The 15,489-nt window shown below is 40.2% G+C and carries 13 protein-coding genes; 4 read left to right on the forward strand and 9 right to left on the reverse strand.

The genetic code is table 11. The features are described from left to right. Positions 1-20 precede the first annotated feature (20 nt). Together addA and addB are read right to left on the reverse strand one after the other, a co-directional pair. Positions 21-3,725: a helicase-exonuclease AddAB subunit AddA gene (addA, locus tag BA70_RS14415; RefSeq protein WP_034323597.1), complete on the reverse strand. Its 3,705-nt coding sequence runs from the start codon at positions 3,723-3,725 to the stop codon at positions 21-23. Continuing rightward, positions 3,703-7,212: a helicase-exonuclease AddAB subunit AddB gene (addB, locus tag BA70_RS14420; protein ID WP_034323600.1), complete on the reverse strand. Its 3,510-nt coding sequence runs from the start codon at positions 7,210-7,212 to the stop codon at positions 3,703-3,705. Before addB ends, addA begins: the two co-directional genes overlap by 23 nt. 167 nt (positions 7,213-7,379) lie before the next feature. Between addB and BA70_RS14425 the strand changes: the two genes are divergently transcribed. Next, positions 7,380-7,826: a ferritin-like domain-containing protein gene (locus tag BA70_RS14425; protein ID WP_034323602.1), complete on the forward strand. Its 447-nt coding sequence runs from the start codon at positions 7,380-7,382 to the stop codon at positions 7,824-7,826. 196 nt (positions 7,827-8,022) lie between these two features. On the opposite strand, the gene BA70_RS14430 is transcribed toward BA70_RS14425, so the two are convergent. Genes BA70_RS14430 through BA70_RS14440 form a run of 3 tightly spaced genes read right to left on the reverse strand, consistent with a single transcriptional unit; the run spans position 8,023 to position 9,745 of the window. Then, entirely contained in the window at positions 8,023-8,433 is a 411-nt protein-coding gene (locus tag BA70_RS14430; protein WP_034323605.1) for a DoxX family protein, read from the reverse strand. Positions 8,434-8,490: 57 nt separating this feature from the next. Next, positions 8,491-9,330: a M56 family metallopeptidase gene (locus BA70_RS14435; RefSeq protein WP_034323607.1), complete on the reverse strand. Its 840-nt coding sequence runs from the start codon at positions 9,328-9,330 to the stop codon at positions 8,491-8,493. Next, complete coding sequence (locus tag BA70_RS14440) at positions 9,323-9,745, reverse strand: BlaI/MecI/CopY family transcriptional regulator (protein WP_034323609.1); 423 nt, start codon at positions 9,743-9,745, stop codon at positions 9,323-9,325. Before BA70_RS14440 ends, BA70_RS14435 begins: the two co-directional genes overlap by 8 nt. 288 nt (positions 9,746-10,033) lie before the next feature. On the opposite strand from BA70_RS14440, the gene BA70_RS14445 reads away from it, so the two are divergent. Further along, positions 10,034-11,179: an AbrB family transcriptional regulator gene (locus BA70_RS14445; protein WP_034323612.1), complete on the forward strand. Its 1,146-nt coding sequence runs from the start codon at positions 10,034-10,036 to the stop codon at positions 11,177-11,179. Positions 11,180-11,214: 35 nt separating this feature from the next. Here the strand turns inward: BA70_RS14445 and lepB are convergent, their stop codons facing one another. Together lepB and BA70_RS14455 are read right to left on the reverse strand one after the other, a co-directional pair. After that, on the reverse strand, positions 11,215-11,727 hold the full coding sequence (gene lepB / locus BA70_RS14450) for a signal peptidase I (RefSeq protein WP_034323614.1): 513 nt from the start codon (positions 11,725-11,727) through the stop codon (positions 11,215-11,217). Beyond that, positions 11,727-12,344 (reverse strand): TVP38/TMEM64 family protein, encoded by a 618-nt coding sequence (locus BA70_RS14455; RefSeq protein WP_034323615.1) that lies wholly within the window; start codon positions 12,342-12,344, stop codon positions 11,727-11,729. The genes lepB and BA70_RS14455 overlap by 1 nt, the downstream gene beginning before the upstream one ends. A 159-nt stretch (positions 12,345-12,503) precedes the next feature. On the opposite strand from BA70_RS14455, the gene BA70_RS14460 reads away from it, so the two are divergent. Continuing rightward, the gene (locus BA70_RS14460) at positions 12,504-12,866 is read left to right on the forward strand and encodes a YhjD family protein (RefSeq protein ID WP_034323617.1); all 363 of its coding nucleotides are present in this window, start codon (positions 12,504-12,506) and stop codon (positions 12,864-12,866) included. An 86-nt stretch (positions 12,867-12,952) separates the two neighbouring features. After that, positions 12,953-13,387, forward strand: coding sequence for a hypothetical protein (locus BA70_RS14465; RefSeq protein WP_034323620.1), 435 nt, complete (start codon positions 12,953-12,955; stop codon positions 13,385-13,387). A gap of 38 nt (positions 13,388-13,425) precedes the next feature. Here the strand turns inward: BA70_RS14465 and BA70_RS14470 are convergent, their stop codons facing one another. Together BA70_RS14470 and BA70_RS14475 are read right to left on the reverse strand one after the other, a co-directional pair. Beyond that, entirely contained in the window at positions 13,426-14,382 is a 957-nt protein-coding gene (locus tag BA70_RS14470) for an LCP family protein (protein WP_034323623.1), read from the reverse strand. Between the two features lie 143 nt (positions 14,383-14,525). Then, entirely contained in the window at positions 14,526-15,470 is a 945-nt protein-coding gene (locus tag BA70_RS14475; protein ID WP_034323625.1) for a siderophore ABC transporter substrate-binding protein, read from the reverse strand. Between the last annotated feature and the right edge of the window lie 19 nt (positions 15,471-15,489).

Below are 15,489 nucleotides of genomic sequence, written 5' to 3' on the forward strand. Positions count from 1 at the left end.
CACCTCTCATTCCGATACATTTATAAAGAAATTTCTAAATTCCCATCAAAGAAATAGAGAATCTTCTCCTCTAATGTTCTGTTTGTTAAACGTTCTACTGCTGCTGCGTATAACGCTAATTGGGTTTCATAGCGCTTTTTCAAAATCGGTTCGGCAACCTCTAGTCCGCCTGAATATCTGCCTTGCACTCTATCTGTTTTATAATCAAGTAAATAAAGCTTTCCATCTGCTTCAAACAAACAATCAATCATTCCTTGAATAAGCACAGGTTCATCCTCTGCATCAATATGGCTGTACACCTCTTTGACAGGTAAAATCATACTAAATGACACTTCTCGTTTCACCCAGTCCGCTTTCCGCAGTTTTTGACCAATAGAAGTAGAAAAGAAGGACATAATCCCTTCTCGATCAATAGACTGGATTTGCTCATCTGTTAGTAAGTCTCGCTGCTTTAAGGAATCGAGCAGCTGCTCGATACGAGATTCATCATAAGGCTCTTCTGAAGGAAGCGGAATGTGCTGCATGACTGTATGCATCGCAGTACCTTGTTCTGCGGCAGTGAGTGTTTTTTTCTTCATAAAAGCCGGCCTGTCATACAAGGTTGCACGAGCTTTTCGAATAGAAGCAGGAACACTGTACTCATCCTGTACTTCTTTCATCCTTTTTATCTCTGAGACAGACTGCTTTGTACCGACTTGTGAGGCCGCTACATATGGGTATTTCCATGAGAGTCTCTCGGCAACCTCCTCTTCATAATCACCATGTCCTTCAACAGGAAGACCTTCCATTAACGCTTGTATCACTTCGTCGTGCTGCTTCTTTTCAAGTGACACATCTTCTTTTAGAAGATCTGAGGCTTGAGTAAATGAGATGGTGAATAATGATGGATGCGAGAGAACAACATCGCCTGCTTCTTCTAAAATAGATGACATCGCTTGATGACGGATGAGAGCAGGTCCAATAAAATCTAAGTAAGTTTTGGCTTGGTATCGTTCAAAATCAGGGAGGAGCCACTCTTCTCCATTTGCGGCATTTTGCCATTTACTTAATGCTTTCATCTGATTTTTGACGGAACCGACAAGAAATAATTTTTCCTTGGCCCTTGTAAGCGCCACGTATAGAACCCTTAGCTCTTCAGATAATAACTCTTTTCTCATCTTTTTTTTCATGGCCACAAGCGGTAATGTCGCATAACTAATTCTCAGCTCTGGATGAATATATTTGCTTCCAAAGCCTAGTTCTTTATCGAGCAAGTAGGACTGGTTTAAGTCCATCATATTAAAGTTCCTGCCGAGTCCTGCAGTAAAGACAACTGGAAATTCTAAACCTTTACTGCTGTGAATCGTCATCATACGAACAACGTCCTCTGTTTCACTGAACGTTTTCGCTGCTCCAAGATCATCTCCACGCTCTTGCATTCTTTCAATAAAACGAAGGAATCGAAACAGTCCTCTAAAGGCAGCCTTTTCATACTGCTTTGCTCGATCATAAAGAGCACGAAGATTCGCCTGCCTCTGCTTTCCACCAGGCATCCCGCCAACATAATCTACATACTGAGTATCGCGGTACACTTCCCAAATCAATTCTGCTACCGAGTGATTCATGGAGAAATCACGCCACTTACGCAGCAATTGGAAGAATCTCTCTAGTTTTTTACATGTAGGGTGATCAGAATGGGTTACACTCATGAATGCCTTCACAGCATCATAATAAGTTCCTTTTTTATCACTCGTTCTAATAAGTGCCATTTCATTTTCATCTAAATGAACAATAGGTGATCTTAAAACAGCTGCAAGCGGGATATCCTGATATGGATTATCGATTACTTTTAACAGAGAAAGAATCACAGACACCTCTGTTGCTTCGAAATAGCCTGAGGAAAGATTCGCATACACAGGGATTCCCTGCTTCTTTAATTCCTCCATCATTTGCGGAGCCCACGGCATAGAGCGAAGCAAAATCACGATATCTCGATATTGCAAGTTGCGGGTCATTTGCTGTTTTGCATCGTACACTTGAAAAGGCTGTTCAACCAATTCTTTTATTTTCTTTGCAATGACCCTTGCCTCAAATTGCACGGTCTCTAGTTCTTCTCGTTCTTCATCGCTTTCCGTTTCATGTTGATCTAGATGGACAAGGAGCATTTCTGTCGTTGTATCTTCGCTTTGCGGATAACTGGCTCCAAGCTTCAATTCAGCTTGTTCATCATATTCAATTTCTCCAACTGTTTCCCCCATCAGCTGTTTGAACAGAAAGTTTGTACTGTCTAAAACATCAGATCGGCTTCGGAAGTTTTTATTTAAATCGATTCTTTTACCTGTGTCTTTGCTGTCTGTTTTAAATTGCTTATATTTATTTAAAAAGAGCATCGGCTCAGCAAGTCTAAACCGATAAATGGACTGCTTTACATCACCAACCATAAAAAGGTTGCCTTCTGCAGGAAGTTCCCCTTTAGACACAAGCTTTAAAATTGTTTCTTGTACAAGGTTTGTATCCTGATATTCATCAACAAGCACTTCTTCAAATTGCTGTTGATAGTATTTAGCTGCTTCTGTTTCGATCAGATTTCCTTCCGCATCCTGCTTCGCTAAAATCCGTAAGCAATAATGCTCTAAATCCGAAAAGTCTACGATTGATTTTTCTTGTTTTGCTCTTTCGAAACGTTCTCCAAATTGGATGACAAGCTCCACAAGGGTCTCAACAACTGGCTTCATTTCAGCCAAGCTTTTTAAATGCTGTGCAGGACTTCGCATAAAGTATTCATCTTTTAGCTTTTCTAATTGTTTTTTTGCTTGATTGCGTGCATCTGTGGCTTTTTCTAACAGAACAGGATCGTATTCGTCCCCTTTGCACGTCTTTAGCCTTTTAAAATTGATGTTCGGTAAGAGCTCATAGAGCTTTTCAAAATCATCTTGATGCCTGATTAATTCATTGACTTGCTCTAAATCATCTATAAAATTCTCTGCTCTCGGTGCTGGACCACCCGGCTCTTTCGATAGGGTAAGAGCCCGTTCGAGCAGCTCCTGACAGCTCCGGAAAACGAGAGAAAGATCCTCTTTGATATATGGATAAAACGGTAATTCTTCTACTTTTGTTTGTGCATCCACATCATAAAGAGAAAGGAATGCCCGCATCCATTGCTCAGGAGAAGGATGAGACCTAGAAAATTCATAAATTCTCTTCACGAGCCACTGCAAATCTAAGTCATGACGGTCAGATGTGTAACGATCAACTAATTCAAAAAATGCTGGCTTTCCAGCCTTATATTCATCTTCAAACAGCTCGTCTAACACTTCATCTCCTAATAATTCTCCTTCTGTTTGATCGGCCAAACGAAAGCCTGGATCAAGATCAATCTCATAGTAAAAGGTGCGCAGAACTTGTAAACAGAATGAGTGCAAGGTAGAAATGTTGGCACGGTTCATGAGTGACAGCTGTCTCCTCATATGAAGGGACCCAGGGTTTTTTGATAATTCCTTTTCAAGTGCTTCAGTGATCCGGTGCTTCATTTCTGCCGCAGATGCATTTGTAAAAGTCACAACGAGGAGACGGTCCACATCAACTGGTTGCTCAGGCCGGGTCATTTTTCGAATCAGCCGTTCAACCAAGACAGCCGTTTTACCTGACCCAGCCGCCGCCGCAACAAGGATATCTTGTCCTTCTGAAACGATGGCTTCCCATTGGTCATCTGTCCAAGTACTGTTATTCGGTTTTGGTATTTGCATACTGATCCCCTTCTTTTTTGATCCGGTCTATCATGACATCATCTTTGTCTGATGTGAGCACCCGAAATTCATTATCCTCTATTAATTCATCAAACTGACAAATAGACTTGAATGAACAAAAACGGCAAGGTGTTTGATCCTTCAATTTATATGGATTAATTTCTACCTCACCATTTGTAATTCTTTCCCCTGCCTCTTCAAAAGTGCGTCGAACGTGTTTTGTGAGTATGTGGAAATGATCTTCACTTAAAACTGCAGAATCCGAACGGAAAGATCCATCCTTTTTTAAGCCCGCTTGAATGACTTGGGATCTTCCTGACTCAAGCGTTTGATCCATTAGTTTTACTGCTTCTACATCTTCAAGCAATAGACCCTTCATTTTGAATTTCTTGAATATTTCCTGCTCAATTTCATCCTCTGCGAGCGGAATAGGCGCTTGAATGAGCGGATCGTGAATATGGAAATATAAAATTCCAGCAGGAGTCGCCTCCATGCCTAGCCATTCTTTAGAATAAGTAATTGTGAGGTCTAAGTAAGTGAGCATTTGCAAGGCCAAGCCATAGTATACCTCTGCTAAATCAAGCCCTTTCTCGCTGGACTTATAGTCGACAATTCTCAAAAGCAGCCCTTTTGAACCTTCTGCTTTATCCACTCGGTCAATTCTTCCGACAAGCTCCATCGTGCAGCCATTTTTCAATTGAAAAGTAAACGGCGGCAGAGGTCCTTGACCTCCAAAACCTAACTCAAGCCCAACTGGAGAAAATCCACTCAATTTGGCATGTTCACTTAATATAGAAGAGACGCGAATCAAGATCTTCTGAAGCTTTTCTTTAATATAAGCATGCCGATTAGAGCTTAATAAAATTTCCTTTTGCAGACGCGGGGCAAGCTGTTCAATTGCATGTCTTGAGTAGGTGACACAATCTTCCTTCGTTAAGTTTTTCCAATCCTTTTTTTGCTCAATGAGCGTATCTGAAATATGTTTTAACGCTGAGTGAAACAGCTGACCGATATCGGGTGCTTCCAATTTGTAAAATTGTCGATCCTTTAGTTTTAACCCGTGGGAAGCAAAGTGAGAAAATGCACACGCATTGAATTTCTCCATCCTTGAAACACTGCCTTGAATATGATCACCGTAAAGCTCTTTTGTGACATTTGGCTTTAAGCGCTTCGCTCTATTTGTAAAAAACAAACTTGACATGATCTTTTTTGATACATCTCGATTGGGTGATGTCATTAAATTATTATATACACTCCACCATACGCCACTGATGGGATATTGATTGAGCCATTGCTGCAGCTGCGAGACAGTATAGGATAACGAGACATGCTCATTCGCTACAAATTTTAATTGATCCTTGTCATCCAGCTGTTCTGGATCTAACACATAAAGAGCATGCTGGTGATGTGGCATAAGCTCTTGGCAATACTTGATGAAAGTCGAAGGCAATAGAGAACGTCCTTCTTCATCTGAAGCTGAATAGGATAGATACAAATGATGGGATGGACTTGATAGCGATTGGTAAATTAAAAATTGCTCATCTAGCAGCCGTTCCTTTCCTGTTTCTGCTAGCTCTGCTCCTGCTCGCTTTAACCATTCCCGGTCATCCTCAGACAATACACTTTCATCAGAAGGCCGCGCCGGAATAACGCCATCATTTACACCAATGATAAACGTGCACTTCACTTGATACATTCTGGATAAATCCATACTTCCGATAAATACTTGATCGAGTGAAGGCGGAATCAAAGCGAACTTTAGAGATGCTAGACCTGTATCCATCATCTGTTGGAATAAAGGAAATGAGAGCTCCTCTTCTCCGAGCATTTCAACAAATTCATCCATTAGTTGAACAATAGCACCCCATACTTGTCCATGCTGCATCGCTTCAGCTAATCTACCTGCTTCTTCAGCCTCAAGCCTTACCTTTTCAAGCTTTTCCGGCACTTGTATTTCCTCTAGAAAGACATAGATGGCCTCCACCATGTCCCTCACTTTTTGTGCTTTTTTCAATCTTTTTTGCAATTGAAAAAGAGGGGGAACAATCCATTCTTTTACGTCATTCAGCATTTGTTCCATTTCAATTTCTTGATCTGTTTGTCCAAAATCTTCATCTAATGATTGGAATCGCCTGTAATGAAAACGTGAGCCGTTTGTCCAGCGCTCCCCTTTTACACCATAAGCAATACAATAGTTTTCAAGCTGATCTGCCTGTTCTCTCGCTTTGTTTTTGGCGAGTTCTAGCGGAAATAGGAACTCTGTTTTCACACAGCGAAACACCGCTTCATACCGCCAGTTCCCTTTTATGACATCCATGCTCGAACGAATCAATTCAATGAGCGGATGATACTGCATCGATTCATTTCCATCAATAAAAAAAGGAATATCATAATCTCGAAAAACCTCTTTTAACGTATCTTTATAGTCGTCTACATGTCTTGCAACAATCGAAATATCTCGAAACCTAAAGCCTTCCTCTCTCACTAAATCAAGAATGTCTCTCGCTACTCCCTCAATTTCAGCCCGTTTGTTTGCACTTTTAGATACTGTGAGATGAGGCGTTTCTTCTTGATACGGCTGCTGCGGTCTCTGCTCATATTGGTTTTCTAAATAAGCTAGATCTGGTGTATGTAGATGCCGCTTATTTCCCTCCAAAATGTTCTCAGAAATGGCCGCTCCACACTCTTTGGCAAGCTGATAGAGCTGAAAATACGTTTTACCTGTCATACGAAATAAATCAAGTTCATTCGGCTGCGTGTCATGATATGAACGATCTACTGTGAAAGCAGCGGTTACTTTTGTGGCATGCAGCAAAAGCTGCTCAATGACGAGAAGCTGCTGCGGGGTAAACTGATAAAAACCATCTATATAAATATGCGCTCCTTTTAGTTCATCAGATAAAGGAATTTGCTGCGTGAGAAGTGTCAAATAATCTTCTGAGTGCACATATTCATCTTGTAAATGCTGCTCCATCTGCTGATAAAGAACATGCAGATCATGCAATTTTTCGGCTGCCCGTCTTTCTTCTGTATACTCTGAATGCATGCTGGACGCTGAAATTTTTTCAATATCCTCCGGTAACATGCAGTACCTTTTGAATTCAGCCATCGTTTTTTCTATTTGCTCAACAAATCCCGGCTTATCACTCGCTTTTTTGAATACTTTAAACTTTTCTTTCTGCTCTTCAATCACTTTTCTTAAAAGCATTTGAACCCCTGTGCTTGTAACAAATTGCCGGTTCGCTCCGCCAGTCTGCTGTAAAATAGACCAAGCAAGACGAGTGAAACTAAATACTTTGGCCCTGATCATTCCTCCAGCTTCAGACGTTTTTGCAAGCTCATATTCCATTAAAAATGTCATTTGATCCGGGACTAAAAAAATGATTGGCGGACCCAACGGATCAAGCCGAAGCTGTTCTTTCATCTCCTCTAAGATTGCAGTCGTTTTTCCACTCCCCGATCTGCCTGCTAAAAACTGAATCTCCACGTTCCACAACACCTTTCTTATGTACTCATATTCTAGCGAAAATAAGGGTAAATAGCTATTTTCCTATCACGTTCCCTTTCTCCCTCTTTATTGAAAAGAAATAGGCACCTTTCCTAGCTCTTTTCATATCATAAACCATGATGATCTAAAAGGAGGCTGGCAATATCATGTATTACGGTTACTATGACTACTCGCCCTATGACATGCGCCAAAACACAAGAATCATTTCAGACCTTGAGAAGGCTCTTAATGGTGAATATTCTGCGATCCAATGCTACGAAAAACTTGCCCAAAAAGCAAAAAATCCTGAGGCGAAAAAGATCATTCAAGAAATACGCCAGGACGAAGTCAGACACTATCAACTATTTTCAAAGCTATATTATTCTTTAACAGGTAAAAACCACAAACCAAGCGTAACAGAACCTTGTCCAGACCAATTCAGAGAAGGGCTTATGTTTGCCTTTAAAGACGAACAAAAAACGGTCGATTTTTACTTAAGCGTATCAGACTATGTCCGTGATCAAGGAACAAAAGAGCTAATGAAACGTATCGCACAAGACGAACAGCAGCATGCTGTATGGTTTTTATATCTTTTAACGCACCATGTATCTTAGATAGTCCTATTTTAATAGGAGATCGTATGTTCCGTCAAAAAATGAAAATGCCTTTTTGTTCACTCAACATGTGAAATAAAGTACTATCATCAACAAAACCTCTCTTACCTTTCGCTTTTTCAACCGAGAAAACGACGATTTGACCAACAAAAAACTCCTCTGCCACAAAAGGCAGGAGGAGTTTTTTTATGATATTTTAATGAAATTTTGCTTCATTGCTTTGCTGCTGATGTTTTAATAACCCATCAATTGACAGTACCTTACTTCCGCTAAGCGTCAAATAAAGCGCCATGACCAATAAAGAAAGTTCAAATTCATAACCGCCAACAAATCCTCTAGAAAAACCAACTGTTATAATCGCCACAGCCATAATTGGCACAAATAAAGCTGCGAAAATACGTGTTCCTAGACCTAAAATCAGGGCTATTCCACCGACTAGCTCAATTGTCTTCACAATATAGGCCATAAATTCCGGCACACCGATTTGACCAAAGAATGCAGCTGTACCCCCTAGGCCTCCTTGATATGCCTGAAGCCCATGTAAAAAGAAAATGATACCTAGGATAACGCGTACGAAAAGTGTTCCTATTTCTTGATTCGTTTTCATATAGTGATTTCCTCCTGTTTTTACACTACATAATGTAATGTGAATAAGTAAAAAAAATTAGTAATTTAGGTTGAGCATAATCATTAAGACCACCATGAGAATGGCGGATGTCACGATTGGAATAAGTGGTACATTGAAAGGTATATTGTATGTTGGGTTTAAGATCTTTTGTATTCTTAAATTTAACGCCCGATCTCCAAAGGACACCGCAAACTTCGTTTGTTTTTGAAACTGGGTTCTCTTTTTAATGAGTTTCAAAAGGGCTTGCCCCACTCCAAGCTCCGTACCTGTCTGCCGAATAGCATAGTCATCTGCAATCACTTCACGAAAAACAGAGTAACTTTGTCTCATATGCTTTAACACTGGAATGTACCAAATCACTTTTGTGAGCATTGAAAAAGCGAAAGACTTTAAAGGGTCATAGCTGTATTTGTGATGCAATTCATGATGAACAACAGCATCAATTTCCCCTTCATCAAGCATGTCCATAAGTGCCGTTGATAAGTAAACCTTTGGATGAAGCATCCCCATTGCAAAAGCAAGTGGTTCATGACAATGAAAAACAATGATGTCATTTGCATATTTCTCTGATAGAAAATCGGTCGTTTCCTGATCGACTGCCATCATCATATTTCCTTTGAATTGGATATACTTTCTGATTTGCTTCGTCATATAGAAAGCCGCAAATCCCAATGTGTAGAGAACTAAAGCATCTAGAAAATATTTTAAAGGAGTGAAACCGTAGAATTCGAGAACAGACTGGCACACATGGATCAGGTTATATGCTTGATTCCAGCCAAAAAAGCTCGAGAGCACATAATAACCCATCTGATAAAAAATCACTAAACCAATCAATATACCGCCTAAAAACAGCAGACTCGACTTCATTTTATTCATTTTGCTGCTCCTCTTTTTTTGATGCAAGCCTTGCTTCAAGTATTTTGAGTAATTCAGGATCAGCACTTTCAATCGCATCCACCATATGATTCACTGCCAGTGGACCGAAATCGTCCATCAGCCCTTGCGTAATCCACTTTGTTTGCTCATTTAGAAATTCTTCTTTTGTTAAAATGGGATTATAAATAGATGAACGCCCTTTTGTTTTCTTTTCCACAATTCCTTTTTCGGTTAAGCGATTCAGCACAGTCATCACCGTGTTGAAATTAATCGGCTTCTCATTTGACAGCTTCTGCTGTACTTCTTTAATCGGCATATCCTCGCCTTGATAAAGGATCTCCATAATCCTTCCCTCTAAAGGACCAAAAAAACGATTCAATCCCTTTTCATTATATTTAAAAGAAGGAATTTTCATGTCATCACCTCACACTATGTAGTGTAGTGTAATTGAAAATGATAGTCAACTGATAACAAAAATAGGGGAAAATCGTTGTGTATTGTTTTTGTTTTTGGTAAAAATGATCTCTTTATTTATATAAATCCGATATTTTTACATGAAGATAAATGGAGCCTCTTAATGATAAGATAATCTTATGAAAATGGTAAAAAAATTCGTATTTTATTTATAGAGACTTTTGTATTATAGTGAACATAACAACATTTCACTTACTGAACAAACATATAGGAAGAAGGTTTACATGTGATGAAACAAGGAAACAGCCTTCGAACCGATCTGATTCTGATCGCGATAAGCGGTTTGGGTGGATTTCTTTTGTCTTTAACAGGAATGTCTATTGGCTGGATGGTCGGTACGTTAATCACAGCTGCATTTATTGCCATGCGCCGCCCCACCCTGTTTCAACGTAAAGAAAACAACACCTTACGTATTCATAGCAGATGGCTACTCCTTGGTCAATTCATTCTCGGAATCGAACTTGGACAGAAAATGAACATGAAAGTCCTCCACATTTTCGCTGACAATTGGCTCCCTGTGAGTTTCATGCTCGTCTTTTCTATTCTACTAGCGATGCTCTCTGGCTTTCTCTTATGGAAGCTGAGCAAAACAGATATGCTGACCAGCTTTGTCGGAACTGCACCAGGCGGTCTATCCGCGATGCCAGGGATTGCCCAAGAGGTTGGAGCAAATACAGCTGTTGTGAGTCTCGTGCAAACGATACGTGTTTTAATGGTTGTACTCACCATCCCATTTATGGTGTTCTATTTAAATACAAAAAACCAATCTGGTGCGGCTATAGCAGCACAGGGCAGCGCCTTCTCATCAGGCATTTTCACCCTATCAAATATCTCTTGGACTGCTACGCTCATCTTAGGTGCCTGGCTCATGTCACGCCTAGCGGTTCGCCTTCATTTCCCTGCCCCTTGGCTGATCGGCAGCATGTTAGGGGTCGCAGCCCTTCAAGTAGGTGCGGGTGCGCTCACAGGTCATGATTTGATTCCTTATTGGCCAGCACAAGCCAATATTGCGTCACAGGTATTTCTAGGTGCAACCATCGGGTCAAAAATGAATAAACAGATGTTTGTTGGGCTAAAAAACACCTTAATAGTGGCCATCGTCAGCTCAGCCGGGCTCATTGCTGCGACTGTTCTCAGTTCAATTGCGATAGCAGAAATCACAGGTATTTCTGTCATTACAGCCATTCTTGCTTTTTCGCCTGGCGGGATTGCAGAAATGGCGACAACAGCAGTCACACTTCATGAGGATTCCACCTTTGTTGTCGCTGTACAAGTCGTCAGAATCATTCTTGTAATTGCCATGCTGCCACCGTTTTTTCGATTCTTACATCATTTCTGGGCGAAAAGACAGACTGATTATAAAGCTGCAAAATAAAAAGAGACGCTTTGCATGAGCAGAGCGCCTCTTTTTTATTCATCGTTATTCCTCTTTACACCGACTACTTGGTCCTTTGAGATGGTCCCAAAATGCCGGCTGTCAAAGCTATGTATTCGGTTATCTCCGATGACGAAGTAATGGTTTTTTTGTATTTTATCGTGTCCTGTGATGGCTTTCAGCTGAAAATCTCCTGTCAGGACGTTCCCCATTTTATGTTTTTTCTGCTCTTTTAAGTATGGTTCTTTCCACTTTGCACCGTTGACAAATAGCTGATCATCTTCATACTTGATCTTTTCTCCTGGAAGCCCAATGACCCGCTTGATCAAAATTTGATTTTTAGGTCCATGAAATAAAACGTAATCAAACCGGCTAATTTTCGTGAGTTTTGGCGAGAACTTATTGATTAATAATTCTGTTCCATCTGTAAATGTCGGGTCCATACTAACCCCTTCTACTTTGTACGTGACAAACATGAAATTCTTTACTTGGAACAATAAGACGATGCATGTAATAATCATCAACCATAGCAATGGCTTCTTTTTCATTAAGAGCCTCCTTTGTCCTCACGCTTGCTCATTCGAATGTTCAACCTATTTTCTACTCTCTTTCCAACATACCATAATAAAGCGATAACTAGAACTGCAAAGACACTTCTTAACGGATTCTTTACTAAAGCAGAAAGATCATAGCCAATGAAACTAATGATCAAAAGCATGACACACTTACCTGATAAAGCGGCTAATGAAAATTGCCAGATGCTAATTCTTGATAGGCCTGCTACTACATTGACGGCAGCAGAAGGTGTGAAAGGAAAGCAGAGTAAAATAAATAACGGACCAAACCCCCGCTTTTCCACCCAAAGCATCAATTTCTTAATGGAAGGGTGTCTGCTGATAAAGTTCAGCATTCTCATCTGCCCAAATTTTCTGATCAGTACAAACACAAGGATAGACCCTGCGCTTGCACCGATCCAGGTCAATAAAAAGCCTTCCCAAAGGCCGAACGCATTTGCATTTGCCACAGCAAACACAATAAGAGGTAAAAACGGTAGAAATGCTTCTATTAAAGGGAGCAATATGGCCACAAATGGTCCAAAGGCCTTATAGCTCTCAAAAAATGATGTGATATTTTCATGAGTAAAGATGGAAAGAAATGATGGCAACTTATTTGACTCCTTCAAGGTTTGTCTACTTTTCATTTTACATGGAAAACATAAAAATATACAAATAAATCCCTCTCCATCCCCCCTTGAGATTCTTTGACTCATCCGATATAATAAACAGGAACAAACGTTCTATTTATAAAGAAAGCAGGCATGGATATGACAAGACTATCAACAATACAACTTCAGATGATGGAACAGGCCATCTTTCTTCCAATGGTCATCTCCATCCTCAATCGTGATTTGACACACTTAAAAGAACACCAAACATTTAAACTTAATGAACCATATATTCAGCTTGTTACCTCTGCGTTAAAGGAAGCACAGAAAGCACTTTATGAACTGAAGCAGCATTTACGTAAAGAAAAAATGAAGGTACAGCAAATTGAACACGATGAAGGGTTTACGACGTATTTATTTATCATGAATGGCTATGAAGAAAAGCATAAATACTTTAATCCGCGTATACGACATCGTGTAGAGGAACTGCTTACTCGATATTTTCTCCATCAAGAAAAATAAAAATGGTTATATTTTACAAAATTAAAGGAACCCTTCGATTTTTGGCGAATTGATCAATATACCAAAAATTAGGAGGTTTCAAAAAGATGATCAAAAAAATAGCAGCATTCACTTTAGCAGCAGGATTACTTGTGCCAAGCGCAGTTTCTGCAACAGAACCACTACAAGCAGGAAAACAGGAACCAGCAGCAACGGCACAATTTACAAGTGTAGCCTACACAACGGTTTCCATCGTTGGAAAACGAGTGAAGTTTGAAGTAAAGGCACTGGAAAATCATTTTAATTCAAATTTTTATCAACGCATCGCTTGGACGAGTAATGACGAAGAACCGAGTGTATTCAATGATAATATTTTATCTGTCATTGTCGCTAAAAAAACCGGTCAGGCTTATCAAGTCACTTCATACGAAACGCTCATCTCAGTAAAGGACAAGATTGAATCAGGTCAAAAAGTGTACGGCTGGGCGCTTGCTTTAAATGGCGTGTGGTACCCAACGATGCCTGCAACCCTCTACTATTAAAAGAAAAAAGCCTGCCATAGCGGCAGGCTCCTTCTTATTTATGATAACTCAAGCTGTTCTCTCAGCTCTGTTCTGACTTCTTCTAATCCTGCTCCATCTAACTCAAAGTAATACACATTTCCAGGCTGATAATCATGCCCCTTTAGCTGAATGGTGTCCACTGATTTCAACGAGCTCAGTAAAGGGAAAAGACCGATAAACTGCTTCATGGACAGATTGGTTGAGACATTATCACCAAGTGTATCAATGATGTTGTCATATGACGGGATCGAAGAAATAGATTTAGATTTTTCAAAGATGGCTTGAAGTGCTTCCATTTGGCGCTTTCCACGCATGAGGTCACTATCTGCCTTTCTCGTTCTCACAAAGGCTAATGCTTCTTCGCCATTTAGTGTATGTGTGCCTGTTTGCACATGAACTTTCCCCTTTGAATCCTTTTCCATTTGCTTTGCGATGCCTTCATCTTCAATCGTTACTTCAATTCCATTTAGCTCGTCTACAATGTCTTGAAACGCCTTAAAGTTCCCTGAAATCACATAGTCTACCGGAATGTTCAACAGGTTTTCTACCGTTTTGACTGACAAATCTGCACTCCCAAAGGCATGGGCGTGGGCGATTTTATCATATCCTCTTCCCGGAATATCTACATAAGAATCACGAGGAATACTGAGGAGCTTGATGGTTTTCTCTGTTCGGTTCACCGCCGCCAGTAAGACCGCATCACTTCTTGCTTCATCTACCGTTTCACCTGGACGGCTGTCAATTCCAAGCAGCAGTACCGAAAAGCTATCCTTCCCTGGATCAAAAGCTTTCACACGCTTTTGCGAGGTGTCTCCTCTTTCTAATGAGACTTGCGCCTTATTCGACGCTTTTGAAATTTTATAATAGGCGTATCCTGTCACAGATACCGCCATCACCATAACAAATGCTATGATAAACAGCACGACTTTCACCCAAGGTCTCAGCCTTCTTTTTGATCTTGTTTTCTCCTTCATCCTTTCCGAACCCTCACTCTATCTTAGTCTAGCAATGTAGGTTCCACTATAACATATTTTGAAGAAAGTTTCCTGCACGCAACATATTTTTATGAATCCACAATAAAAAAGCCGCTCAAAACGAGCAGCCTTTTATCCAATATTTATTTTTGTTCAATTCCTTTTTTCACTTCATCAATCATGGCAGTCAATGATTCAAGTCCGCCGCCAGATAAATACCACATATCAGAGTTCAAATACACGACATGATTGTTTTTGATCGCTTTGACCGATTTCACATAATCATTTTCAACAAGCTGTTTCGCAGAAGTTTCTTCTCCGATCGCTGCGCCTCGATCAATGACAAATAAGTAATCCGGATTCGTTTTGACCATGTACTCATACGAAATGCTTTGTCCGTGTTTGTCAGATGGCTTAAGCTTTTGATCTGCCGGCGTGATACCAAACACATCATGGATGAGACCATATCTTGATTTAGATCCAAAGGCAGTCATTTTGCTGTCGTTCGCCATGATCACCAACCCATTTTGTTTTAACTCTTTTGCTTGCTTCTTTAACGCATCCACTTTTTGATCAATGGCTGCAAGTTCTTCTTTGACCTTGTCTTCCTTATCAAAAATCTTTCCTAACGTCGTGGCATTCTTTTTAAATGATTCCATATAGTTGGCAGTGTCTACATCCATCAAAATCGTAGGAGCAATTTTAGAAAATTCATCGAATGCATCTGATTGACGAGACTGAATAATAATCAAGTCGGGCTTCATCTCTGCAATTTTTTCGAAATTCGGCTCTTTTAAACCGCCGACATTCTCATATTTGTCATCCTCATATTTGGATAGATATTTTGGGACCACTTGTTTTGGTAAAGCTGTCACATTCACACCTAGTTTGTCCAGCGTATCAAGACTTCCCATATCAAACACGACGACTTTTTTCGGGTTTTTCTTGATTTTCACGCCATCTTTATTCAGCATGTCTTTTACCGTCACGGTTTCCTCATGAGTTCCTTCTGTTTTCCCTTGGTTACCGCAGGCAGCGAGTACAACAATCGCTGTTAATACAGTCATCATCCATATCCATTTTTTCATGCTTGATCACCTCTTCATT

It is taken from the genome of Bacillus zhangzhouensis (assembly GCF_000715205.1).
GTDB classification, from domain to species: domain Bacteria; phylum Bacillota; class Bacilli; order Bacillales; family Bacillaceae; genus Bacillus; species Bacillus zhangzhouensis.

What these genes read in the sequence shown, in the direction of transcription:
- addA (WP_034323597.1), bottom strand. Translation starts at nt 3,725, where the DNA reads ATGCAAATACCAAAACCGAATAACAGTACTTGGACAGATGACCAATGG.
- BA70_RS14425 (WP_034323602.1), top strand. Translation starts at nt 7,380, where the DNA reads ATGTATTACGGTTACTATGACTACTCGCCCTATGACATGCGCCAAAAC.
- BA70_RS14430 (WP_034323605.1), bottom strand. Translation starts at nt 8,433, where the DNA reads ATGAAAACGAATCAAGAAATAGGAACACTTTTCGTACGCGTTATCCTA.
- BA70_RS14435 (WP_034323607.1), bottom strand. Translation starts at nt 9,330, where the DNA reads ATGAATAAAATGAAGTCGAGTCTGCTGTTTTTAGGCGGTATATTGATT.
- BA70_RS14440 (WP_034323609.1), bottom strand. Translation starts at nt 9,745, where the DNA reads ATGAAAATTCCTTCTTTTAAATATAATGAAAAGGGATTGAATCGTTTT.
- BA70_RS14445 (WP_034323612.1), top strand. Translation starts at nt 10,034, where the DNA reads ATGAAACAAGGAAACAGCCTTCGAACCGATCTGATTCTGATCGCGATA.
- lepB (WP_034323614.1), bottom strand. Translation starts at nt 11,727, where the DNA reads ATGAAAAAGAAGCCATTGCTATGGTTGATGATTATTACATGCATCGTC.
- BA70_RS14460 (WP_034323617.1), top strand. Translation starts at nt 12,504, where the DNA reads ATGACAAGACTATCAACAATACAACTTCAGATGATGGAACAGGCCATC.
- BA70_RS14465 (WP_034323620.1), top strand. Translation starts at nt 12,953, where the DNA reads ATGATCAAAAAAATAGCAGCATTCACTTTAGCAGCAGGATTACTTGTG.
- BA70_RS14470 (WP_034323623.1), bottom strand. Translation starts at nt 14,382, where the DNA reads ATGAAGGAGAAAACAAGATCAAAAAGAAGGCTGAGACCTTGGGTGAAA.
- BA70_RS14475 (WP_034323625.1), bottom strand. Translation starts at nt 15,470, where the DNA reads ATGAAAAAATGGATATGGATGATGACTGTATTAACAGCGATTGTTGTA.